Annotated in this window: 24 protein-coding genes; 16 read left to right on the top strand and 8 right to left on the bottom strand. The window is 68.3% G+C overall.

From position 1 onward, the window contains the following. Positions 1-41 precede the first annotated feature (41 nt). The 5 genes from ACOGI5_RS06875 (at position 42) to ACOGI5_RS06855 (ending at position 2,995) form a co-directional block, all read left to right on the top strand. Complete coding sequence (locus ACOGI5_RS06875; RefSeq protein WP_419863680.1) at positions 42-452, top strand: RDD family protein; 411 nt, start codon at positions 42-44, stop codon at positions 450-452. 45 nt (positions 453-497) lie between these two features. Continuing rightward, positions 498-899, top strand: coding sequence for an RDD family protein (locus ACOGI5_RS06870; RefSeq protein WP_419865452.1), 402 nt, complete (start codon positions 498-500; stop codon positions 897-899). 253 nt (positions 900-1,152) lie between these two features. Beyond that, entirely contained in the window at positions 1,153-1,407 is a 255-nt protein-coding gene (locus tag ACOGI5_RS06865; RefSeq protein WP_419863679.1) for a type II toxin-antitoxin system Phd/YefM family antitoxin, read from the top strand. Further along, the gene (locus ACOGI5_RS06860) at positions 1,404-1,790 is read left to right on the top strand and encodes a type II toxin-antitoxin system VapC family toxin (protein ID WP_419863678.1); all 387 of its coding nucleotides are present in this window, start codon (positions 1,404-1,406) and stop codon (positions 1,788-1,790) included. The genes ACOGI5_RS06865 and ACOGI5_RS06860 overlap by 4 nt, the downstream gene beginning before the upstream one ends. Positions 1,791-1,843: 53 nt before the next feature. Continuing rightward, positions 1,844-2,995, top strand: coding sequence for an NAD(P)/FAD-dependent oxidoreductase (locus ACOGI5_RS06855; protein WP_419863677.1), 1,152 nt, complete (start codon positions 1,844-1,846; stop codon positions 2,993-2,995). An 11-nt stretch (positions 2,996-3,006) separates the two neighbouring features. On the opposite strand, the gene ACOGI5_RS06850 is transcribed toward ACOGI5_RS06855, so the two are convergent. Continuing rightward, a complete protein-coding gene (locus tag ACOGI5_RS06850) occupies positions 3,007-3,381 on the bottom strand; it encodes a VOC family protein (RefSeq protein WP_419863676.1) in 375 nt (124 codons plus the stop codon). A gap of 172 nt (positions 3,382-3,553) precedes the next feature. On the opposite strand from ACOGI5_RS06850, the gene ACOGI5_RS06845 reads away from it, so the two are divergent. The 4 genes from ACOGI5_RS06845 (at position 3,554) to ACOGI5_RS06830 (ending at position 7,343) form a co-directional block, all read left to right on the top strand. Beyond that, positions 3,554-4,285 (top strand): SDR family NAD(P)-dependent oxidoreductase, encoded by a 732-nt coding sequence (locus ACOGI5_RS06845; RefSeq protein WP_419863675.1) that lies wholly within the window; start codon positions 3,554-3,556, stop codon positions 4,283-4,285. A 28-nt stretch (positions 4,286-4,313) separates the two neighbouring features. Continuing rightward, positions 4,314-5,552, top strand: coding sequence for a TauD/TfdA family dioxygenase (locus tag ACOGI5_RS06840; RefSeq protein ID WP_419863674.1), 1,239 nt, complete (start codon positions 4,314-4,316; stop codon positions 5,550-5,552). A 25-nt stretch (positions 5,553-5,577) separates the two neighbouring features. Beyond that, positions 5,578-6,429 (top strand): hypothetical protein, encoded by an 852-nt coding sequence (locus tag ACOGI5_RS06835; protein ID WP_419863673.1) that lies wholly within the window; start codon positions 5,578-5,580, stop codon positions 6,427-6,429. Between the two features lie 110 nt (positions 6,430-6,539). Further along, complete coding sequence (locus ACOGI5_RS06830) at positions 6,540-7,343, top strand: YbaY family lipoprotein (protein ID WP_419863672.1); 804 nt, start codon at positions 6,540-6,542, stop codon at positions 7,341-7,343. A gap of 70 nt (positions 7,344-7,413) precedes the next feature. Here ACOGI5_RS06830 and ACOGI5_RS06825 read toward each other — a convergent pair whose 3' ends face one another. Continuing rightward, entirely contained in the window at positions 7,414-8,772 is a 1,359-nt protein-coding gene (locus tag ACOGI5_RS06825) for an MFS transporter (RefSeq protein ID WP_419863671.1), read from the bottom strand. 159 nt (positions 8,773-8,931) lie between these two features. Here ACOGI5_RS06825 and ACOGI5_RS06820 point away from each other — a divergent pair, with 159 nt between their 5' ends. Then, positions 8,932-9,810 carry an LLM class F420-dependent oxidoreductase gene (locus ACOGI5_RS06820; RefSeq protein WP_419863670.1) on the top strand — a complete coding sequence of 293 codons (879 nt, stop codon included), beginning with the start codon at positions 8,932-8,934 and terminating at the stop codon, positions 9,808-9,810. 59 nt (positions 9,811-9,869) lie between these two features. On the opposite strand, the gene ACOGI5_RS06815 is transcribed toward ACOGI5_RS06820, so the two are convergent. The 5 genes from ACOGI5_RS06815 to ACOGI5_RS06795 all read right to left on the bottom strand — a co-directional run bounded on the left by ACOGI5_RS06815 (position 9,870) and on the right by ACOGI5_RS06795 (position 14,805). Then, positions 9,870-10,334, bottom strand: coding sequence for a cupredoxin domain-containing protein (locus tag ACOGI5_RS06815; RefSeq protein ID WP_419863669.1), 465 nt, complete (start codon positions 10,332-10,334; stop codon positions 9,870-9,872). A gap of 8 nt (positions 10,335-10,342) precedes the next feature. Further along, a complete protein-coding gene (locus tag ACOGI5_RS06810; protein WP_419863668.1) occupies positions 10,343-11,137 on the bottom strand; it encodes an enoyl-CoA hydratase/isomerase family protein in 795 nt (264 codons plus the stop codon). Positions 11,138-11,150: 13 nt separating this feature from the next. Then, positions 11,151-12,212, bottom strand: coding sequence for a hypothetical protein (locus ACOGI5_RS06805; protein WP_419863667.1), 1,062 nt, complete (start codon positions 12,210-12,212; stop codon positions 11,151-11,153). A 161-nt stretch (positions 12,213-12,373) separates the two neighbouring features. Beyond that, a complete protein-coding gene (locus ACOGI5_RS06800) occupies positions 12,374-13,576 on the bottom strand; it encodes an acyl-CoA dehydrogenase family protein (protein WP_419863666.1) in 1,203 nt (400 codons plus the stop codon). Positions 13,577-13,614: 38 nt separating this feature from the next. After that, positions 13,615-14,805, bottom strand: coding sequence for a CaiB/BaiF CoA transferase family protein (locus ACOGI5_RS06795; RefSeq protein ID WP_419863665.1), 1,191 nt, complete (start codon positions 14,803-14,805; stop codon positions 13,615-13,617). 146 nt (positions 14,806-14,951) lie between these two features. Between ACOGI5_RS06795 and ACOGI5_RS06790 the strand changes: the two genes are divergently transcribed. The 6 genes from ACOGI5_RS06790 (at position 14,952) to ACOGI5_RS06765 (ending at position 19,757) form a co-directional block, all read left to right on the top strand. Next, on the top strand, positions 14,952-16,055 hold the full coding sequence (locus tag ACOGI5_RS06790; RefSeq protein ID WP_419863664.1) for an epimerase: 1,104 nt from the start codon (positions 14,952-14,954) through the stop codon (positions 16,053-16,055). 134 nt (positions 16,056-16,189) lie between these two features. Continuing rightward, positions 16,190-17,620: an amidase gene (locus tag ACOGI5_RS06785; protein WP_419863663.1), complete on the top strand. Its 1,431-nt coding sequence runs from the start codon at positions 16,190-16,192 to the stop codon at positions 17,618-17,620. Beyond that, positions 17,617-17,991, top strand: a complete 375-nt coding sequence (locus ACOGI5_RS06780) for a hypothetical protein (protein WP_419863662.1) — start codon at positions 17,617-17,619, stop codon at positions 17,989-17,991. The genes ACOGI5_RS06785 and ACOGI5_RS06780 overlap by 4 nt, the downstream gene beginning before the upstream one ends. Positions 17,992-18,051: 60 nt before the next feature. Continuing rightward, positions 18,052-18,357: a putative quinol monooxygenase gene (locus ACOGI5_RS06775; protein ID WP_419863661.1), complete on the top strand. Its 306-nt coding sequence runs from the start codon at positions 18,052-18,054 to the stop codon at positions 18,355-18,357. A gap of 12 nt (positions 18,358-18,369) precedes the next feature. Beyond that, positions 18,370-19,080 carry a 3-oxoacid CoA-transferase subunit A gene (locus ACOGI5_RS06770; RefSeq protein ID WP_419863660.1) on the top strand — a complete coding sequence of 237 codons (711 nt, stop codon included), beginning with the start codon at positions 18,370-18,372 and terminating at the stop codon, positions 19,078-19,080. After that, a complete protein-coding gene (locus ACOGI5_RS06765) occupies positions 19,077-19,757 on the top strand; it encodes a 3-oxoacid CoA-transferase subunit B (protein WP_419863659.1) in 681 nt (226 codons plus the stop codon). The genes ACOGI5_RS06770 and ACOGI5_RS06765 overlap by 4 nt, the downstream gene beginning before the upstream one ends. A gap of 84 nt (positions 19,758-19,841) precedes the next feature. Here ACOGI5_RS06765 and ACOGI5_RS06760 read toward each other — a convergent pair whose 3' ends face one another. Next, positions 19,842-20,900, bottom strand: coding sequence for an ADP-ribosylglycohydrolase family protein (locus ACOGI5_RS06760; protein WP_419863658.1), 1,059 nt, complete (start codon positions 20,898-20,900; stop codon positions 19,842-19,844). Positions 20,901-20,933: the final 33 nt, after the last annotated feature.

The raw sequence follows: 20,933 nt of genomic DNA, 5'->3' as shown, positions 1-20,933 counted from the left end.
AGCGCCGAGCGTCAACGGAGGCGCGCTGACAAACTCACCCCGTGCCTGATGGGATCGGGCCGCCGCACGGCGAGTCGTCCGCCCACGCAACCAGCGCGAAACCCGTTCGGCGCCTGATCGCCCACCTGATCGATGGGTTCTTCGGCCTACTGGTGCTCATGTTCTGGTGGCTCGTCTTCGTGTACCTGCCGTGCTGGCTCCTCTTGCTGGCATGGGGTCAGACACCGGGCAAGTTCCTCACCGGCTTGGTGGCCGTGCGATCCGACGGCACCCCATTCGGCTGGGGCCGTATGTTCGTCCGGGAGATTTTCCAACGCCTCTTCTGGAGCGTCTCGCTGGGTTTCGGGGCGATCTTGGACGCGGGTGTCCTGATGCTCAGCGGCGACCACCGGTCTGTCACCGACCGGGTCGTCGGCAGCACCATCGTTCGCGTCTCGGCTGTGCGGTCCTAACCAACCCCATCTCATCAGCTGTCTGCGAGAATGCCGGCCGTGTCAATGGAGCCCGAGACCCCGCCCGAGCGCGAGATCTCGCTCGATGACTTCGCCGCCGGACCCTTCCGGCGCCTGACGGCCTATCTGATCGACAACTTCCTGATCCTCACGGCCCTCGTCTTCTGGTTCCTCATCTTTGTGTATCTCGCGTGGTGGCTCCTCGTGCTGGGACGAGGACGAACGCCCGGCAAGCAGCTCGCCGGGATCTTCGCCGTACGGCGAGACGGCTCACGATTCGGCTGGGGCCGGATGTTCATCCGCGAGAACTTCAAGCTGCTCTTCTGGACGTTGACCCTCGGGCTCGGCAGTGTCGCCGACATCGCCGCCATCCTGTTGCGCAAGGACCGGCGATCCGTGACCGACCTCGTCACAGGCAGCGTCCTCGTCTACGCCCCCAGTGGGTGAGATTCCCCGCAGACGAGACAGCCGCCCACCGCCAAACCCGCAAGGGCTACCTGCGCGCAGGCATAGCGCTGGGCCTGCAACGGCGATTGCCCAGAAAACCAGCGCGATGCAATGCAGCGGCGCCTCTACGGTCGGCGGGATGAACCCGGCCAGGCCAAGCCTTGAGACACCGGCGGGAACACCCTCCGTCCTTCCGGGTGTGCTGGAATCTCAGGATTTGCTACAGACGTCGCATATATGCGACACTTCTCTCATGGAAAACGTGGCCTCACGGGAGCTTCGCAACCAGACTCGCGAGCTGCTTGATCGGGTCGCCGCGGGAGCGTCGATCTGCATCACTGTGCACGGCAGACCGGTCGCCGAACTGAGGCCCATCGAAGAACGCCCTCAGTGGATGAGCCGCGAACGCTTCCTCCGCGATGTCTTGGCCCATCAGGCGGACCCCGGCTTGGCCGATGACTTGGCAGATCTCAAGTCCGAGACGACGGACGATCTGCCGTGGCCATGAGTCAGGGGTTGGCGGACACGTCGCTGTTCATCGCACGCGAGGCCGGTCGTCCCATCCGCAGCGACGCACTCCCCGATCGGCTGAGCGTGTCAGCCATCACTATCGGCGAACTTCGCGTCGGTGTGCTGAAGGCATCCGACACCGTCGTGCGCGATCGCCGACTCTCCACGCTCACGAGCGCACTGGCGCTGCATCCGCTTCCCGTGGACAGCGACGTGGCTGCGGCATGGGCACGGTTGCGGGTCACTCTGCGGGAACGAGGCCTATCAATGCCGATCAACGACTCGTGGATCGCAGCTACGGCGGTCGCCCACGGAGTTCCTGTCGTCACCCAGGACGCCGATTTCCTTGAACTCGACGATTTGGGCGTCGTCAGAGTGTGACCCGAAGAATCGGTCGTCGGCGATTCGGCGTCGGGAGCATCTAGCTTGCGGACGTGTCGGATTTTGAGGTCGCGGTTGTCGGGCGGGGGCTGATCGGCAGTGCTGCTGCCCGACATCTCGCAGAAGCGGGGCATTCGGTGGCGCTGATCGGGCCCGGTGAGCCGGAGGACTATGCCGCGTCAACCGGTCCGTTCGCGAGCCACTACGACGAGGGTCGCATCACGCGGATGATCGATCCGGATCCCGCTTGGTCGCACTTGGCCATCCGCTCGATCGGCAGGTACGCGGACATCGAGGAACGCTCGGGCATCCCGTTTCACACCGGTGCCGGGCTGGTCTATTCGGGTGCCGATCCGCAGGCGGATCTTGCCCACGCGCTCGAACTCGACGTCGACGCGCGTGAAGTCACCGCTGCCGAGGTTGCGGAGCGCTTCGGGATCGACATGTCGAGTGCGGACACGATCATCCTCGAAGCTGCACCGGCGGGCCACATCAATCCACGGCGGATGATCGTGGCGCAGAGCCGCCTGACGGCCGCAGCGGGCGGGACGGTCGTGGACGCGCCCGTCTCCGCTGCCGTGCCGACGCCCGACGGCGTGCAGCTGGCCGTCGGCAACGACACGCTGCTCGCCGATGTGGTGCTGTTGTGCACCGGGGCGTGGGCGGCCGACCTGGTCGGCGTCGACCTGCCGCTCGAGCGCAGCCTGCGGACGATCCTGATGGCCGAGCTCGACGACGGTCCGGCGCTGCCGAGCCTCATCTCCCGCACCGACCCGGCCACCTGCGAGGAAGATCCTCGCCACGATGTGTACTGGGTACCGCCGGTCCGGTTCCCGGATGGACGGGTCATGCTGAAAATCGGTGGCTACGACCCCGCCGCCACCTTCGCCGACGATGTGCCCGCCGTTGTCGACTGGTTCCGCAGCGGCGGGAGCCAGGCCGAGGCCGATGATCTCGAGGACCGTCTGCGGGAGTTCCTCCCCCGCCGCACGATCCTGTCCAAAGACATCAAGCCTTGCGTGGTCACGAACACGCCGCACGATCTGCCGTGGATCGACTGGGTCGACGATCGCGTCGCTGTTGCAGTGGGCGGATGCGGCTCGGCGGCGAAGTCGGCCGATGAGATCGGGCGGCTCGCGGGCATGCTCTTCACCGAGGACGGCTGGACCGACCCGGTGCTCAAGCTGGAGTCATTCCGGCCCTGATCGACGCCCGCTCAGGTGTGCGGTTCCAGCAGCTCTAGGCGGTTGCCGAATGGATCGTCCACATAGACGCGGTCGTAACCCTCGAGCGGTTCGTCTCGCACCGTGACGCCTGCGGCTCGCAACCGCTCGACCAAGGCGGCGAGATCGTGCACGAGCAGGGCGGGGTGGGCCTTGCGGGCAGGCCGGAACGGGTCCTCGACACCAAGATGAATCTTGACAGCGCTCGTTCCCGAATCGCTCTCGAACCAGCACCCGCCACGAACCTCCAGGTGCGCCGGCTTGGGCACCCGGGGCAACCCGAGCAGGCCCTCGTAGAACGCCTGCGCGTCAACCTCACGGCCCGGCGGCATCGCCAGCTGCACGTGTTCGATGCCGACGATGCTCATCAGTGAGCCCTTGCGGGCGATCCGCACTTCATGCGGCGCGTGCCGATGGCACGGTTCGAATGCGCCATGCTGCCATCCTGCCAACTGTGACGAGCGATCGGCATCAAGCGGCGGAGGCCAAGGGCCGCGACATGTCGATGCGGCAGAGCCGCGGCCAGAAGGGAGGTCGAGCATGAGCAGCGTCGTGGTGACGGGGGCGAGCTCGGGGATCGGCGAGGCGATCGCCCAGCGATTCGCGGCTGATGGCTGGGACGTATTGACCGGCAGCCGCAGCGAGCCGAACATCCAAGGCGCAGCGTGGCTGCAGACCGACGTGGCCGACCCGGCCCAGGCCGACGCCCTCGTCGCCGCTGCTGTCGAGAGATTCGGTTCGCTCGACGTCGTAGTGAACAACGCCGGGGTCCAGGTCGAGAAGACCATCGCTGACACCACCGACGAAGACTTCGATCTCGTCGTCGGCGTCAACGTGCGCGGCGTGTTCAACATGTGCCGGGCTGCGGTACGCCAGATGCCTGACCAGCCCAGCGGCGGCGTCATCATCAACATCGCATCGATCGCCGCCACGCACGCCGACGCGGGAATGGCCGTCTACAGCGCGTCCAAGGGCGCTGTCGAAGCGCTCACCCGGGCCATCGCCATCGACCACGGCCACGAGGGCATCCGCTGCGTCGCTGTCAGCCCCGGCTGGATCAGCACCGCCCTCGCCGACGCCGCTTTCGAGAGGCAGCCCGACCCCGAAGCAGCCCGCATCGAAGCCCTCCGGCGCCATCCGGTTGGGCGTCTCGGCACACCCGCCGACGTCGCCGAAGCCGTTGCCTGGCTGGCCTCGCCGATGGCCGGATTCGTTTCGGGCAGCGTGTTAACTGTGGACGGTGGTCTCACCGCCCAGAGCCCCATCGGTTGAGCTGGCGACCGAACCGTCCGCAGGTGCCGTGACCCAGCATGGCGCGGCCGGCGACATCACCACCTACAACCCGCACCTCGGCAACCGGCTCGGCATCGCCGACGCACCTGCAGTGACCGGCGCGGCGATCGACAGGCGGGAGATACACGTCGATTTCGCCGATGGGCGGCAGCGAGCCTTCGCCGGCCAGTGGCTGCGGCACTGCTGCTGGTGCCCAGACTGCGGCAACCCGGCCGACGGCATCCGATTCACGACGGTTGCCAGCTTCCCGTCGGACATCGCGCCAGCCCAGGCTGAGGTCTGCAATGGCGACTTGGTGCTGACATGGCCGGATGGCCACCGGTCCACCTACGGCAGCGACTGGCTCATCGCCAACGCCTACGACGAGGCGGCTCGTCGGCGCCGCGCCGCATGGCAGCCCACCACCTGGCGGGCCGAGCTCACCGAGCACTTCCCCACCGTGAGCTGGACAGATGCGTGCGACGGCGGTGCCGGCCAGCTCGAGGCGTACCGCATGCTGTGCGACTACGGCATCGTGCGCATCGATCATCTCGGCACCGAGTCCGAGCAGACCGAGCAACTCGCCAACCTCGTCGGCCCCATCCACGAGACCACGGTCTATGGCCGCATCTACGACGTGCGGGCCGAGCCCGTGGCGAAGCTGGGCGCCAAGACCGGCATGGCCCAAGCGCCCCACATCGACGACGCCTTCTACTACTCCCCGCCGGGCATCGACATCTTTCACTGCCTGGTCAACACCGACGTCGGCGGGATGAGCACCTACGTGGACGGCTTCGCCATTGCCGAATCGCTGCGCGCCGACGAGCCTGACGCATTCGAGGCACTGACCACGCTGGCGGTCACCCATGTGCGGCGCCACCCCGGCGAGATCAACCTGCGCAACCGCAGCCCGGTCATCCGCTTGGACGAATTCGGGCGCCTCAGCGGCATCCGTTACTTCGACCGGGCGCTCGGCCCGCTTGACGTGGCACCAAGCGACATCGACCGGATCTACGACGCCATCCGGGCCTTCAGCGACCGCATGGCGAACCCCGAATTCACCGCCACCATCCGGGTCGAGCCCGGCCAGGGCATGCTCATCGACAACCACCGGGTGATGCACGGCCGAACGGCATTCGATCCGGCCTCCGGCCGCCACATCCGCCTCTGCCACGTTCCCCGCGACGAGTTCCACGGTCGCCTGCGCGAGCTGAGCCTGCGCTTGGATCCCGAAAACCACGACCTGTACCTGCCGCAAGGTTCGTGAACGCGCCGAAGGAGGCTGCAGCCCGGTGAGCAAACCTGCCAAGTGGTCCGACCCGGCGAAGAAGCTCTTCCCGCACCAGGTCGGCTTCACCGCGCCGCCGATGGACTTCGACGCGGCCCCCACCGACTTCCTGCGCATGTGCCCGCCGTCGGTGGGCGTGCACGGCCGCCTGCTGCACGCCCCCGGTTACGCGCACCGCCTCAGCGACCGGGCCGGGCTGTTCCACCTGCTTGAGGAGACTGTGCACTGCCTGTCCAACAGCGGCGCCGACATGGTCGGGCAGGTGGGCACGAACTGGGTGCATGCCGCCGGCACCGACGCGTCCGACATCCGCCGATTCACTGCCGAGATGTCGGAGAAGTACGAGACGCCGTTCCACATGGCCGGCCTGACGCTGGTGGAGGCCTGCGAGGCGCACGGCTACGAGCGGGTGGCCCTGAACGCCGTGTACTTCTGGCCCGACTGGCGTGACGGCGTGGTGCGATTCCTGCGCAGCGCCGGCATCGACGTCGTGTGGGCGCAGAACTTCGTCGACCAGGGCTGGTACGCCACCCAGGACGAGGTGAACGATTGCACTTGGATCTTCCCCGGCGACCTGGCGCTGCGGTCGTGCGAGTACACCGTGAACCAGGCGCCCAACGTGGACGCCGTGCTGGTGAACGGCATGTCCAACTACCGGGACGACGACGGCCTGCCCCGGCGCTTCGTGAGCCTGGCGGCCGGCATCGAGGCGGAACTCGGCGTGCCGATCATCTCGTCCGACATCAGCCTGTACTGGCGAATCTTCCGCTCGCTCGGGGTGGAGCCGCTGGGCCGGCAGGGCTCGCTGCTGTCCTCCTTGCAGCGAGCAGGAACGGGTGCCGAGATCGCTGGGTGATGCGACGGAACCGAGGACGGTGCCGGTGCGTTGGAATAGATGAAGCAGCGACCGGTACCGCGCTTCGCGGTGCCCACGAAGGGCCACCGATGCAAAGGATTCGACGAGCGATGGCGGCCGTCGGCGTGACATCCGCGCTCGCGCTCGTTGCGGCGGCATGCGCGCCCTACGACGCCACGACGGAGTCGGTCATCGAGCCGGTGGGTGCCGACGCGTCGGTGAGGGGCACCATCACCTACCGGGAGCGCATCGCGCTGTCGCCCGACGCGGTCGTGACCGTCCAACTGCGCGACACCAGCTACGCCGACGCTGCAGCGGTGCTGATCACCGAGCAGGTCATCAGCCATCCCGGCCAGGTGCCGATCGACTTCGAGCTGCGCTACGCCAGCGACGAGATCGACGACCGCAACACGTACTCCGTCTCGGCCGTCATCACCGAAGGCGACGGTCGGATGGCGTTCATCAACGACACCGCGTACGACGTCATCACCCGTGGCAATCCCCGCCGCGTCGACATGACGCTGGTGATGGTGGAACCGCCGCCCGAGCTGGCACCCGAGGGCTGGAGCCCCACCGACCCCGAGCGGGTCGAGGAGCCGGTGCATGTCACTGGCGTCGAGATGCTGTGGGAGGGCGTCACCAGCTCCGGCAGCGACGGCTACCTGCGAGTCAACTTCGCTATCTCACGCGAAGACGGCTGCTATCACATTGGCCGCGAGGAAGTCGCCCGCGACGGCAACCGCTACGACGTCACGGTGACGGCCTTCGTGCCCGCACCGCTGCCGTGGGCGCAGGACTGCTCAGACCGCGACGTCGAGCTCGACGCCATCGTTCACCTCGGCGAGATCGCCAGCGGCGAGACCCTCCACGTGACGGTCAACGGCGAGCACGAGCACCGCTTCACCTCGCCGTGACGTCCCGGCCGCGGGGCTGCGCAGCGGCCCGGGCGATGTGTCTGAGCAGGGGCCGCTGATGAGCTGCTGTTCAGCCGCTGACGACTGCCGCTCGCTGCTGATGCTCCGGGCGTCGCCTCGCGCGGCGCACGCCGGTGTAGGTGAAGAACGTGGCCAAGATCAGCGCCAAGCCGAACAGCGCGTTCGCGTAGTTCACGCCGCGGTACTGGAACGTCTCGTACAGCGCACCCGAGCTGAGTCCCGCCATGGCGCCCGCGCCGAGCATGGCGAAGTCGCCCACGCCCTGCACCGACACCCGCTGATGGATCGGGTACAGCTCCACCAGCAGGCTCGACGCGGCGACCACGCCGAAGCACCAGCCCAGTCCGATGAGGAAGTTGCCCATGAACACGCCGAGCACGCCCGCCGGCGGCGTCACCGCCGCCCACCAGGCGCCCCAGGTGCAGAGTCCTCCCGCGAGATACAGCATCGGGTACTTGCCGACCGAGTCGGTGAGCCGGCCGACCAGGGGCGACAGCAGGTACATGCCCAGGATGTGGAAGCCCATCATGTGGCCGATGACGTTCTGGGATTGATCGCCCGCGTTCATGTGCAGCGGGGTGAGCGCCATCACCCCCACCATCGTCACCTGGCTGACGATCATGGCGAACACGGCGAGGCGCGCCTCGCGCCGTTGCATGATCAGCGAGATCGCTTCCCGCACGGTCGGCTTTGCCTCGGCCTTGCGGCTGCCGTTGGCGACGCCCTCGGCCGCCATCTCGTTGGCCATGTGCAGCGGGTCGGGCCGCAGGAAGATCTCCACGATCGCCGCCGCCAGCAGGAACATGACGCCGGCGAACACGTACGAGCCGGTCTTGTCGGGCAGGCCCAGCGAGACGCCCACGTCGCTGGCATAGCCCGACACCACCGACCCGGTGTAGGAGCCGAACGTGGTGGCCCACACGATCATGCTGATGGTGCTGGCGCGCCGGTTCTCCTGGGCCAGGTCCGACGCCGCGTAGCGGGTGGCCAGGTTGGCGGCGTTGCCAGCGCCGGCGCCGAACACGCCCAGGCACAGCAGCGGGTAGCTGAGCAGGATGGCCCCCAGCACCGCCAGCGTGGCACCCCCGGCCCCCACCAGGTAGCCGAAGCGCAGGCCCGACCGGCGGCCGTACTTGTTCATGAGCTTCGACATCGGGGCGGCTACCGAGGCCGAGCCGATGGACAGGCTGCTGGCTGCGATCGTGGCCAGCGTGGAGCTGCCCGTGATGTCCTCGGCCAGCAGCGCGCTCACGATGTAGGTGGCGACCAGTCCGAATCCGCCGGCGGCCTGGCTGGCGATGAGCACTACGACCGTGCGTCGTTGGACGCGTTCGCGGTACGCGGGCGTGTAGACGGAGGCACGCTCCACGGCGAACACTGCATTCTGCGACACAGCGTCCCCCGGCATCGCAACAGCTTGGCGCACCCGGCCGCTGCATGCACGACTGCGCGGAACGCTGGGCCGACGGGTCGCGTTGGCTCGCTGGGCTGACGGGCTGATCTGACTGGCGGGCGAGGGTGACCGGGCCACCGGCACCCGCTATGGGTCTTGCGTACAGTCCCGCAGATGCACGTCGGCATCACGCCCATCAACTCGGCCGCCTACCTCGATCCCGGCTACCTGCGATCGTTCGCCCAGCAGCTCGAAGAGCTCGGCTATGAATCGGTGTGGACGTTCGAGCACGTCATCGTGCCGCACGACTACGAGAGCCGGTACCCGTACAACCCCAGCGGGAAGCTGGCGATCCCGTCGGACCAGGGCTTCACCGACCCGTTCATCGCCCTGACCTTCGTGGCCGGAGCCACGCAGCGCCTGCGGCTCGGCACCGGCGTCAACATCGTCACCCAGGCCAACGCCCTGTCCTTCGCCAAGCAGGCATCGTCGCTGGACCACCTGTCGGGCGGGCGGCTGGAGCTGGGCATCGGCGTGGGCTGGCTGGAGGAGGAATTCGACGCGCTCGGCGTGCCGTTCGACCGCCGCGGCGCCCGGGCCGACGAGTACATCGACGCCATGACCGCGGCATGGACCGGCGAGGACGTGGATTTCCGGGGCGACTTCTTGGACTGGACCGGGTTCTCGATGCTGCCGACACCGGCCCAGCGACCTCGCATGCCGCTGCTCATCGGCGGTACGACGCCGCCGGCCATCCGGCGCCTGGTGGCCCGGGGCGACGGCTGGTACGTGATCCACAAGGATCTCGACGACTTCAAGCGCCTGATCGGCGAGATGCATGCCGAGTGCGATCGCCAGGGGCGTGACCCGGCCGAGCTGGCGCTGACCGCGTACTGGAACCACCACCGCGAGGGGCTCGAAGGTCTCGAGGTGTATCGCGATCACGGCGTGCAGCGGCTGCTGGTCAACACAGCGGCGCTGCGCATGGGCCGGCCCGAGGACGCCGTTGCGCAGTTCGCCGAAGAGGCGTTGCCGGCCTGCAACGAGGCGTAGCAACGAGCCGCCGTTCGCGCTTGCCCGGAGCACCACCCGCGGGATGCCGGCCGGGTTGGCTACTCGCCGATGGAGATGCTGATGCTGCCCGACGGGTGCAGCGAGCAGTAGGCGCTGATGGCAGCAACCTCGTTGAACGAGTGCTCGGACTGCTCGCCCGGCCCGATCTCGAACGGGCCGATGGTGTGCGCCACCGAGTCGCGGTTCACGATGATCAGCACATCACGCAGCGTGAAGTCGAGCTCGTCGGGAATGACCTCGACATCCTGGCCGGCTGCGAGAGCGGCGGCCGTACCCGGCGGGATGTCGATCGTGTAGGTGTCACCAGGCGGCTGGTCGACGAAGCGCGCCACTACGACCGGGATCGTCGCTATCAGCAGCCCGCCCACGAGGTACAGCAGCAGGGTGCGCTGGTTCGGCCAGCCCCGGTCGCGCCGACTCGGCCCGCCCGAGCCGGATGGCTCGCCGGATCCGAATCCTTCAGGCTCGACGCCGTCGGACTCAGCGCTACCGGACTCAGCCATCGCCCTGCTCAGTCGTCGGACCAGGTGCGCGCGTCGGGGTCGTCGCGGTCGAAGTAGCTGCGCACGGCTGTGCGCGAGCTCTCGCTCTTGCCCATGTAGCCGACGGCGACGTGGTCGAGGTGGTTGATGGCCCGGCCGAGCGGCATCGCCTGCGCGTTGATCGACGCCTTCGACGACGTGACCGGCACCGGCGGCTGGCTCACGATGGCTTCGGCCAGGCGCTCGGCGGCCGGCACCAGCTCGTCGTCGCTCGACACGGTCTCGGTGAAGAAGCCCCACCCGTCCAGCTCTTCCATGCCGTAGGTGCGGCCGAGAATCAGCATCTCTTTGGCACGGTGCGGGCCCACCAGGTTCACCAGCGCCGGCACCGAATGCCAGGTCAGGTTGAAGCCGATGCTGACCTCGTTGAGCGTGAGGCTCATCGACGGGCTGCCGATGCGGAAGTCGCACGCGGCCGGCAGCACCCCTCCCCCGCCGATCATGTAGCCGTGGCACAGGCAGATAGTGACGGCATTGAGATGCATGAGCGTGTCGTACATGCGGGCGCCCGCCTTGGAGCCGAGCATGGTGTCGAGGCTGGTGCCGCGCCGCTGCTTGAGGTCGGCGCCCGAGGACAGGCTCTTCCCCTCGCCGCGCACGATCACCACTCGCACGCTCGGGTCGGCATCCAGCGCCAGGCACGCGGCGTGAACGTCGGCGATGAGCTGGGAGTTGACGGCGTTGTGAACTTCCGGGCGGTTCAGCACCAAGTGGCGCACCGGCCCGTCGCCGTCCACCCGCACGGTCTCAAGCTCCAACGACATCGCTGCTCTCCTGTCAGCCGGCTCCCATTCCGGCCCCCATCATGTCGCCAAAATCGCCGACGATCTCGTCCGGCGGCGGCGCCTCGATGGTGATGTCGGCGCCGTAGTCGTCGTAGTCGATGACGTTGGTGATGTCGAGCATGCTGGCGAAGGCGTCCCCGAAGCCGTCCGAATCCGTTTCGTCCGGATCGCCCATGAGCTCTTCCATGACGGCACCCAAGTCGAGGCTCAGGCGCCTGATGAAGCCCTCGCCGTCGATCCAGACGTCGAAGATGAGCTCGTCGAGGCCGAAGTCTCCGGCGAAGGGAATACCGCCTCCAGCGCCATCTTCACCTCCGAACGCGGCCGACGCTTCGGCCGCCAGGGCCGCTGCATCGACGGTGAGCCGAACGTGGGTAACCGCCAGCCCGTCGAGGTCGTCCTGACCGACGATCTCGGCGCCGGTCAGGTGCTGGATCAGGAAGGTGTTGTCGTTCGGAAGCTGGCACACGCCGCTCGCCGGTGTGCCGCCTGGCACGGGTGAGGGGCACGGGATTCCCATGCTCGCGGCCGCCTGCGGATCCAGCGTGAACCAGCCCTGGGGCATCGCGTCGCCGACGAGACCTTGCATGCCCTCGGGCACCACGAACTGCAGATACTGGACGCCGTCGACGTAGCGGATCTCGATTCCCGGACCCTCCCCGCCGGGTCCCGTCATCTCCGCGAATTGCGCCGTGAACGAACGGTTCTGGTTGCCGTCTGTCTCGAACTGCACGGCGAAGCTCGCCATCTCGGCCATGTCCAAGCGCATCTCGCCGCGCACCGACGACACGGCGCTGTTCTCGATTGCGGCGATCAGCAGGCCCATCGCATCGGTCGGCAGCTCGCCGGCGGCGGCCGTGGTTGGCGGCGCTGCTGTAGTGGGAGCCGGGCTGGTCGGGAGCGGTGCAGTGGTTGCCGGTGACGGCGTCGCCTGCGTGGCGACGTCTGCTCCGTTTCCGTTGCCGGCATCGCCGCCGTCGTCGCCACCGCATGCAGCGACTGCCAACGCCACGGCCGCGCCAACTGCCGCGAGCCTCGCCTTGCGAGCCTTCACGATCATCATCTCCTTGCCGGAGCGGCGGCGCCGTCTGTTGGGCACCGCTGACACGAACCGGCCTGCGGCCAGTATCTCAGCAGTTCTTGGCCGCGCAGGGTCACCTTTTGTTGCAGTCGGTTCATGGCCGGGGCCGCGGACCGGCCGTCGAGAACCTCTGGCTAGAGGGGGTGGGCGCCGGGGTCCATGCCGAGGCGGGTGCGGCCGTAGGCCTCGCCGACCGTGTCGAGATCGGCGACCTGGTGCTGGGAAGCCATCGTGACGTCCCGGAAGGCCTGCTGCAGGCGGCTGCCGTCGAAGAGCGCCCGGCCGCCGGCGGCGTTGGCAACCTGGTCGAGTGCTCGGCGGCACAGCTCGATGGCGTAGGTGCCCTGGTACTTGGCGTGGGCTCGCAGCGCCTTGGAGTCGTTGCCTTCTGCGGCCTGGCGCAGCAGCTCGACGGTGTCGGCGATGAGCAGCTCGGCGGCTCGCACCTCGGTGTTGGCCTCGGCCAGGCGCATGTGCAGTCCCGGGCGGTTGGCTTTGGCGGTGCCCATGTAGCGATCGTCCTGGACACCGAAGCGGTCGGCGGCATCGTCGAGTCCGGCGCGTGCGAGGCCGAGCGCCGTCGCTGCGACGTGCACCGACAGTCCGGGCAGGACCGGCGTGTGGTACAGCGATGTGCGGTGGCGGGCTGACCACGGTGAACGGGCGCCGAGCAGCTCGCCGGAGTCGAGCATGCGGTGGGTGGGCACGAAGGCCTGCTCGGCGACGACATCGCACGAGCCGGTGCCGCGCAAGCCGATTGCATACCAGTTGTCGTCGACTCCGATGTCGGCACGTGGCATCACCACGTGGATCAGGCGGGGGCGTTCGCCGGGCTCGAGCACTTGGGAGCCCAGCAGGAACCAGTCACCCCAGATCGCGCCGCTGGTGAAGGGCCAGCGCCCGTCGACCAGCCAGCCGCCATCGCACTCGGTGGCCGAGCCGACGGGGGCCAGCGAGCCTGGCACGATCGCGTCGAGATCGGCGCCGTACACCTCGTCTTGGAGGTCTTCGCTCATGGAGCCGATCATCCAGCTGTGCCCCACCAGCACCATCAGCACCCACGCCGCAGCGCCGTCGCACAGCGCGGCCTCGCGCACGTTGGCAACCATGTCGGCGAAGGTGAGCTCGTCGCCGCCGACCCGCCCGGGCACCAGCAGCCGCAGCGCGCCCGAGTCGCGCAGCGCCGAAAGCGAGGGCTCGGACAGGCGGCGGTGCTCCTCGTTCCAGGCGGCGTGCTCGGCGAGCACCGCGCCGACGCGCTCGTCGATGCGCAAGTCGCTGCCCGAGCCGTTCGGATCAACCGATCCGGCCTCGCCTGCAACGTCGCCTGCGCTCATCTCACCACCCCTACTTGACGATTCCCACGTCGCTATTCCTACTTCACGATCCCTTCGGCGCGCAGATCGGCGATGTCGGTGGGCGACCTGCCCAGCTCGCTCAGAATCTGGTCGGTGTCGGCGCCGCGCTCGACGGCGTGGCGCAGTTCGGGCATGCCGCCGGCGAACAACGCAGCGGGTCGGTGCTGGCGGATCGGGCCCACGATGGGGTGGTCGACTTCCCGCACCACCCCGGAGTGCTGCACCTGCGGGTCGGCGGCGATCTCGTCGGGACGCAGGGCTGGCGCGACCGGCACGTCGGCCGCGATGAGACGCTCGACCACGTCGTCGCGGGCTACACCGGCCACCACCTCGCCGAGCGTGTCGATCATGTCGCCGAAATGCGCCGCCCGGGGTCCCGGTTCGGCGAAGCGAGGGTCGGTGAGCAGCTCGGGCCGGCCGAAGGCGTCGGCTACGCCCTGCCAGTGGGCGTCGGTGAGCGGCATCATGGCCACATAGCCGTCCAGGCACGCCAGCAGCCGGTAGTCAGCCAGCAGATTCGGCCGGTGATCGGCATCATCGGACAGCACCGTGTGGTCCATCATCGCATCGGGCCACATGAAGCTCACCGCCGAATCGAGCAGCGACAGCTCCACGTGCTCGCCCCGGCCGGTGCGCTCGCGGGCGAACAGCGCTGCGCACACGGCTTGAGTCCACGTCAGGGAGGTGACCTTGTCGGGGATGAAGCTCTTCACGAACTGGGGCTCGCCGTCACCGCCCTGCACAGCGGCAATGCCGGACCAGCCCTGGATGACCGCGTCATAGGCAGGGCGTTTCGAATAGGGCCCGTCTCGGCCGAAGCCGCTGATCGACACGTAGACGATGGTGGGGTTGCGCTTGCGCACGTCGGCCTCGCCGATGCCGAGGCGCTCGGCCACGCCGGGACGGTACGCCTGCACGAACACGTCAGCGGTGGCCAGCAGGTCGGCCATGAGCTCGCGGCCCTGGGGCGATGCGATGTCCATGGCCAGTGAGCGCTTGCCTGCATTGATGTTGGCGAACCAACCCGACATGCCGTTGCGGCTCGACCCGAACATGCGCAGCGGATCGCCGACCACCAGGTCTTCCACTTTGATGACCTCGGCGCCCTGGGATGCCAGCAGGTGCGAGCCGCCCGGCGCAGCGATGAACGTGGCGATCTCGACAATACGGATGCCGTCAAGCGGTCCGGGTCCGGTCGAATTCGACATGGTGCGTATCGGTCCGCCCACAGCTACGGCAAGCAAGAACCGCTGCGAACCTACTCGCCTGGGCCTCGGCGATCGTCGCCGTCGGAACGCGGGCTCGGCGAGCCGCTGCCCGGTGCGAGTGGCCGCTTCGGTGACAAGCTGACCGGATGGACATCCTCGTCATTGGGGGAACCGGGCCGACTGGGCCTCACATCGTGAACGGGCTGGTGGATCGTGGGCACACCGTGACGATCCTGCACACGGGGCGTCACGAGGTCGACACCATCCCCGCTCACCTCGAGCACATCCACACTGATCCGTTCGATGAGGAGGCGTTCCGGGGTTCGATTGAGGGGCGCACGTTCGACGTGGTGTTCGCGATGTACGGCCGCCTCCGGGCCATCGTGCAGGTGCTTGCGGGCCGCACGCCGCGACTCATCTCGATCGGGGGCGTGCCGGTGTACAGCGGGTACGCCGAGCCTGCCGTCGAGTTCCCCGAGGGGATGCCGGTGCCGACCGTCGAGGACGATCGCCTGGTGGGCGACGAGCGCTCGGGGCCCAAGCCGCTCAAGATGACCGAATCGGAGGAGCTGACGTTCTCGCTGCACCCCGATGCCACGCACTTCCGCTACCCGTACATCTACGGCCCCAACCAGGTGCTGCCGCGGGAATGGACGCTGGTCAAGCGTGCGCTCGACGGCCGGCGCCAGATCATCGTGCCCGACGGCGGCCTGACGGTTGCGACGTCGGCGTTCGTCGAGAACGCCACCTCGGCGGTGCTTCTCGCGGTGGACCATCTCGATGAGTCGGCGGGCGAGATCTACAACGTGGGCGACGACCGGCAGTTCACGTACGCGCAGGTCGCGCAGATCATCGGCGACGAACTCGGCAATCCCTTCGAGCTCGTCTCGGTGCCCGGTGGGCTGGCCGCGCCTGGCGCACCGTTCCTGCTCAACCACTCGTCGGCGCACAGCATCCTCAGCACCGAGAAGATCCGCCGCCAGCTCGGCTACCGCGACAAGGTGGACCCCGCCGAGGGGCTGCGGCGCACCGTGCGGTGGCAAGCGGAACACCTGCCCGGCGACGCCGGCGTGCTGGCCCGGCTGCAGGACCCGTTCGACTACGCAGCCGAGGACGCGCTGATCGCCGCGACAGAGCGCTACGCCGAGGCGGTGGGGCGCATCGAGTGGGAGCAGATGCCTGGCTGGACCTTCGGCTACTACGGGCCCCGCGAGAATCCCGGCGGCCGCCGCGGCAGCTTCCGGGGCTGACCATGCTGTCTCTGGCGGCGTGCTGACCTCGGCGATCACTCTGTCCGTCGAGCAGGCGAAGCCGGCTGTGCGGCGCGAGACTGCGCGGTGCTTGCTGCGGAGGGCGCGGGCGAAGTTCGTGAGTTGGGGGCAATGTGACGGCGACTGTTGCTGAGCTGGCGGCGGGCTACCGGGACGGGTCTCGGTCGCCGGTGGAGGCCACCGAGGATTGCCTGGCGGCGATTGCGTCGCTGGACGGGCGGGTGGGGGCCTGGCAGTCGGTATATGCCGATGAGGCCCGCGCGGCGGCTGAGGCGGCCGAGGTGGCGCTGACGCTGGCAGCGGGCGAGCCGGTGGGTCCGTTCTGGGGCGTGCCGTTCGCGCTCAAGGACATCGTGGATGTTGAGGGCCGGGTGACTACGGCGGGCTCGGCTGAGTGGGCTGGCCGGGTGTCGCCGGCGACGGGCACGGTTGCTCGGCGGTTGCTTGAAGCCGGCGGCGTCCTGCTGGGCAAGACCAAGACAGTCGAGTTCGCCATGGGCGGCTGGGGCACCAACCAGCACATGGGCACGCCCTGGAACCCGTGGGATGCCGAGGTGCTGCGCACGCCAGGCGGCTCATCCTCGGGTTCGGGCGCGGCGGTAGCGGCCGGCATGGCGCCCTGCGCTGTTGGCACCGACACAGGCGGGTCGGTGCGGCTGCCGGCTGCGCTGTGCGGGATCGTCGGGCTGAAGACCACCGAGGGCCTGCTTCCGATCGACGGCATCGTTCCCCTGTCGCACACGCTGGACACGCCGGGACCGCTGGCCCGCACAGTGCTGGACGCGGCGCTCATGTTCGACGCCATGCTGGGCACGCCTGCCGCCGAGGTCGAGCGTGACTGGCTGGCCGGTGACGGTCGCTACGGGGCGATGCGTGCGGCGCTCGAGCGTGGCCTGGGCGGGCGACGCATCGGCTGCCTGAGCGATGCCGAGCGTGCGGGAGTGGATGCTGCACAGCTCGCTGCCTACGACGCGGCGCTCGAGGTGCTGGTCGGACTGGGTGCCGAGGTGGTGAACTTCGACCCGCCGACGTCGTTCGAGGAGATGAAGAACACCCGGTTCGTGATCGTGACCGCCGAGTCGTACCACTACTACGGCGAGCTCATGGAAGACCCGACCTCGAAGGTGGACGAGCGTGTGCGTGCCAGGGTGCTGCCGGGCGCCAGCATCACTGCCAGCGAGTACATCGCAGCGATGGTGCAGCGGCGTATCGACCTTGCCGAGTTCGCCGCGGCATTTGAGGGCTTCGATGCGATGGTGACGCCCACGACGCCGATGCTGCCGCTGCCGGTGGACGAAGCCGACGAGACGAACACCCCGGCGCTGTTCACCCGGGCCGGCAACTTCCTGGCGCTGTGCTCGACGACCGTGCCGACCGGCGTGTCGCCGGCTGGGCCGGCGGGGACAGCGGGCGGTCTGCCGACGTCGATCCAGTTCATGTGCCGGGGCGGCGACGAGACGCTGTCGCTGTCGCTGGCGGCGGCCTACGAATCTGCCCGGGGGCCGATGCCGAACCCGCCGCTGTGGGCAGGAGGCGAACAATGAAGATCATCTGGATGCGCACGGCGGCCAACGGGCAGACAGAGTTCGAGGATCTGGAGATCGCTGCACGGCAGGGCGAGAGGGGCGCAGAGACCGGAGTGTTGCCGGTGGCCGGCGTCATCTTCCGCACTGAACAACCGGCCTTGGATCTCGACTTTCACAACGCCCCGCGACGTCAACTTGTGATCCCGCTGAACGCTGAGGTAGAGGTGGAAGCCGGAGACGGGAGCGTGCGGCGAATCGGCCCGGGCGAGGTACTGCTTGCCGATGATCTCACCGGGCAAGGGCACAAGTCGCGCTTCCGGCCCGCGGGAGCCTCCATGCTGTTCGGGGTGCTGCCTGACGATGCCGACCCCGCCGCTTGGCGCGCCTGACGCGGACGGCGCTCGGGCAGACTCAACCGAGGCACCCCCGACCGACGAGGAGCAACCGTCATGGGCAAGGCAACGGTGATCGGCAGCTTCAGCTGCCAGGACGGCAAGGCCGACGAGATGGAAGCGGTGCTGGTTTCGATGGTCGAAGCCGCCCGCGACGAGCCGGGCGTGGAGATCTACTCGTACCACCGGGGCGAGGGGAACACGTTCTGGTTCTTCGCCCTGATGAGTGATGCCGAATCGATGCAGCATCACGGCCAGACACCGGCCATGCAGGAGGCGATGGCGGCGTTCGGACCACTGATGGGGTCTCCCCCGCAGATGCAGATGACGACACCGGTCGCTGCCATCGGACTCGACCTCTAGCGCACGCGGGCGATGATCGACAAGCGGGTCGCGAGCGCAGCCGAGGCCGTTGCGGACATCGGCGACGGCGAGACCGTCATGATCGGCGGTTTCGGCGAGGCCGGCAGCCCGATCGAGCTTGTCCACGCCCTCATCGATCAGGGCGCCTCGGAGCTGACGGTCATCAGCAACAACGCCGGCAACGGCCAGGTCGGGCTGGCGGCGCTTATCCGCTGCGGCCGGGTCTCCAAGATTGTCGGCTCGTACCCGCGCAGCTCCAATTCGACCGTCTTCGCCGACGTCTATCGAGCGGGGCGCATCGAGCTCGAACTGGTCCCCCAAGGCACCCTCGCCGAACGCATCAGGGCAGGCGGCGCCGGCATTCCGGCCTTCTACACCCCCACTGCGGCCGGCACCGAGCTGGCCGACGGCAAGGAGCGGCGTGACTTCGATGGCAGGCCGCACCTGCTCGAATACGCCCTCACCGCCGACTGGGCGCTCGTCAAGGCCCAAGCAGCCGACTGGCACGGGAATCTGCGGTTCAACAAGACAGCTCGCAACTTCGGACCGATCATGGCCATGGCTGCTTCGACCACGGTGGTGCAGGCCTCGACGGTGGACGCTCCGGGTTCGCTCGACCCCGAGACCATCGTCACGCCGGGGATCTTCGTCAACCGTGTCGTGCATGTTGCGGATCCGGCACAAGAATTCGATCTGGTCGCCCAGGGAGCGCATTACCCATGAGCACGCCACCGCCAGCCCACGAAGATCGGCTCACACGGGAGCAGATCGCTGCGCGGGCCGCGCAGGACATCGCTGACGGGTCATATGTGAATCTCGGCATCGGCATGCCCGAACTGATCGCGCAATTCGTGCCTGAGGGCCGCGAGATTGTCCTGCACACCGAGAACGGTCTGCTGGGGATGGGTCCAGCGCCGGCGCCTAATGCCGTCGACCCGGAGCTCATCAATGCAGGCAAGAAGCCGGTCACCGCCAATCCCGGAGCCGCCTACTTCCACCACGCCGACAGCTTTGCCATGGTCCGGGGAGGGCATCTGGACCTGTGCGTACTCGGCGCGATGGAGGTTGCCTCCAACGGCGATCTCGCGAACTGGTCGACTGGGCGGGCCGATGCCATTCCTGCTGTCGGCGGCGCGATGGATCTGGTGTCCGGTGTTCGGACCGTGCGCGTCATGACAACCCACTGCACGCGTGACGGCACGCCCAAGCTGGTCGAGAAGTGCTCGTACCCGCTGACCGGGGAAGGCGTCGTGAGCCGGATCTACACCGACCTGGCCGTCGTTGATGTGACAGCGGAGGGCTTCGCGCTGGTCGAGACGGCGCCGGGCGTCACCTTCGATGAGGTTGCTGCGCGCACGGCTGCACCGCTGCGCGACGCCCGCTCGGGGCCCGACGCCTGAAGCTCATCCTGCACTCGCGGTTCTGGTTCCCGATCGCGTCTTGATCCTTCTCGTGCGCTGCAGTAGGCCGCGCTCGCCGAGCGATCACGGGCAGACCGCGAGTGTTCGGGTGACGAGGTCGTCGAGGGCGAGTTCGCCGACGCCGGCGAGGGAGACCTGCACCCGGCCGTTCCATGCGTCGGGCCAGTGTGCTGAGATCGGGCGGCCGGACAGGCCCCACAGGGCGCCCACGGTTGCGCCGTTGCAGTCGGTGTCACACCCCGCGGCGACAGTGTCGCCTATGGCGGCAGAGAAGTCGTGCTCGCCGGAAAGGAGGCCCCATGTGACCAATGCCAAGTTGTTCACCGTGTGCACAGGCGACATGCCGTCGTAGGACCTGTGGATCGGGGCCGGGCCGTCGTCGGCAGTGGCGCAGCGGATGCCGAGCGCCATGGCATCGACGCACGCCGAGCCGGCCGGCAGCAACTCCATGGCGGCTTCGATCGCCGTCAGCATGGTCGGGCTCGATGGGATGGCTGCGCCGATCGCAGCGACGGCCTGGGCGCCGTACACGCCCTCGCCGCGGTGGGACAATCGGGCGTCGCGGGCGGCGAGTTCAACTGCGAGGGCGGGTTCGCCGGGTGCCACCCAGCCGTACATGTCGGCGCGGATCTGTGCCCCGATCCAGTCGTTGAACTCATTGTCGCTGCATTCGTCGAGGTCGAATCCGGCGGGCTGCCCGAAGGCGAATGGTGTCGAGGCCTTGGCCATCAGCACGGCGTAGGCGGCACGTTCAGCGGTGAACGTCAGGCCGCCGGGCAGCCAGCGGAACCAAGCCCGGGCCACGTCCTCGGTGGTGAAGCTGGTGCCGTGCTCCTCGATCAGCATGAGCGACAGCACCGTGTAGTTGATGTCGTCGTCGGGCACGGCCGCGACCAGGCGGTCCTTGCAGGCGTCGGCGTTGCGCTCGACGGCTGACGGAGCTTGCGGCAGCAGCGGGACGTAGTCGCGCAGCGGCAGGGCGCCAGCTTGGGCGAGGTAGTCGTGCAGTACTGCAGGGCCTTGGCGCATCGACAGCAGCTCGACGGGCTTGCCGAGCATGCAGCCGCTGATCCGACCGATCCAGGCACTGCGGATCCGCTGTTCGAGGTTCGGGCTTGTCACCGCTCGTTCTCCTTCGGAATGGCCACGCCAGTT

This window comes from Candidatus Poriferisodalis sp. (assembly GCF_965208925.1).
GTDB lineage: Bacteria > Actinomycetota > Acidimicrobiia > Acidimicrobiales > Poriferisodalaceae > Poriferisodalis.
The sequence above is the reverse complement of the archived record's forward strand: the minus strand, read 5'-3'. Positions and strand labels throughout refer to the sequence as shown.

Bases quoted from the DNA above. Each gene is read 5' to 3' on its own strand.
- ACOGI5_RS06870 (WP_419865452.1), top strand. From the start codon at position 498: ATGGAGCCCGAGACCCCGCCCGAGCGCGAGATCTCGCTCGATGACTTC.
- ACOGI5_RS06865 (WP_419863679.1), top strand. From the start codon at position 1,153: ATGGAAAACGTGGCCTCACGGGAGCTTCGCAACCAGACTCGCGAGCTG.
- ACOGI5_RS06860 (WP_419863678.1), top strand. From the start codon at position 1,404: ATGAGTCAGGGGTTGGCGGACACGTCGCTGTTCATCGCACGCGAGGCC.
- ACOGI5_RS06850 (WP_419863676.1), bottom strand. From the start codon at position 3,381: ATGAGCATCGTCGGCATCGAACACGTGCAGCTGGCGATGCCGCCGGGC.
- ACOGI5_RS06845 (WP_419863675.1), top strand. From the start codon at position 3,554: ATGAGCAGCGTCGTGGTGACGGGGGCGAGCTCGGGGATCGGCGAGGCG.
- ACOGI5_RS06830 (WP_419863672.1), top strand. From the start codon at position 6,540: ATGGCGGCCGTCGGCGTGACATCCGCGCTCGCGCTCGTTGCGGCGGCA.
- ACOGI5_RS06825 (WP_419863671.1), bottom strand. From the start codon at position 8,772: ATGCCGGGGGACGCTGTGTCGCAGAATGCAGTGTTCGCCGTGGAGCGT.
- ACOGI5_RS06820 (WP_419863670.1), top strand. From the start codon at position 8,932: ATGCACGTCGGCATCACGCCCATCAACTCGGCCGCCTACCTCGATCCC.
- ACOGI5_RS06815 (WP_419863669.1), bottom strand. From the start codon at position 10,334: ATGGCTGAGTCCGGTAGCGCTGAGTCCGACGGCGTCGAGCCTGAAGGA.
- ACOGI5_RS06810 (WP_419863668.1), bottom strand. From the start codon at position 11,137: ATGTCGTTGGAGCTTGAGACCGTGCGGGTGGACGGCGACGGGCCGGTG.
- ACOGI5_RS06800 (WP_419863666.1), bottom strand. From the start codon at position 13,576: ATGAGCGCAGGCGACGTTGCAGGCGAGGCCGGATCGGTTGATCCGAAC.
- ACOGI5_RS06795 (WP_419863665.1), bottom strand. From the start codon at position 14,805: ATGTCGAATTCGACCGGACCCGGACCGCTTGACGGCATCCGTATTGTC.
- ACOGI5_RS06790 (WP_419863664.1), top strand. From the start codon at position 14,952: ATGGACATCCTCGTCATTGGGGGAACCGGGCCGACTGGGCCTCACATC.
- ACOGI5_RS06780 (WP_419863662.1), top strand. From the start codon at position 17,617: ATGAAGATCATCTGGATGCGCACGGCGGCCAACGGGCAGACAGAGTTC.
- ACOGI5_RS06775 (WP_419863661.1), top strand. From the start codon at position 18,052: ATGGGCAAGGCAACGGTGATCGGCAGCTTCAGCTGCCAGGACGGCAAG.
- ACOGI5_RS06770 (WP_419863660.1), top strand. From the start codon at position 18,370: ATGATCGACAAGCGGGTCGCGAGCGCAGCCGAGGCCGTTGCGGACATC.
- ACOGI5_RS06765 (WP_419863659.1), top strand. From the start codon at position 19,077: ATGAGCACGCCACCGCCAGCCCACGAAGATCGGCTCACACGGGAGCAG.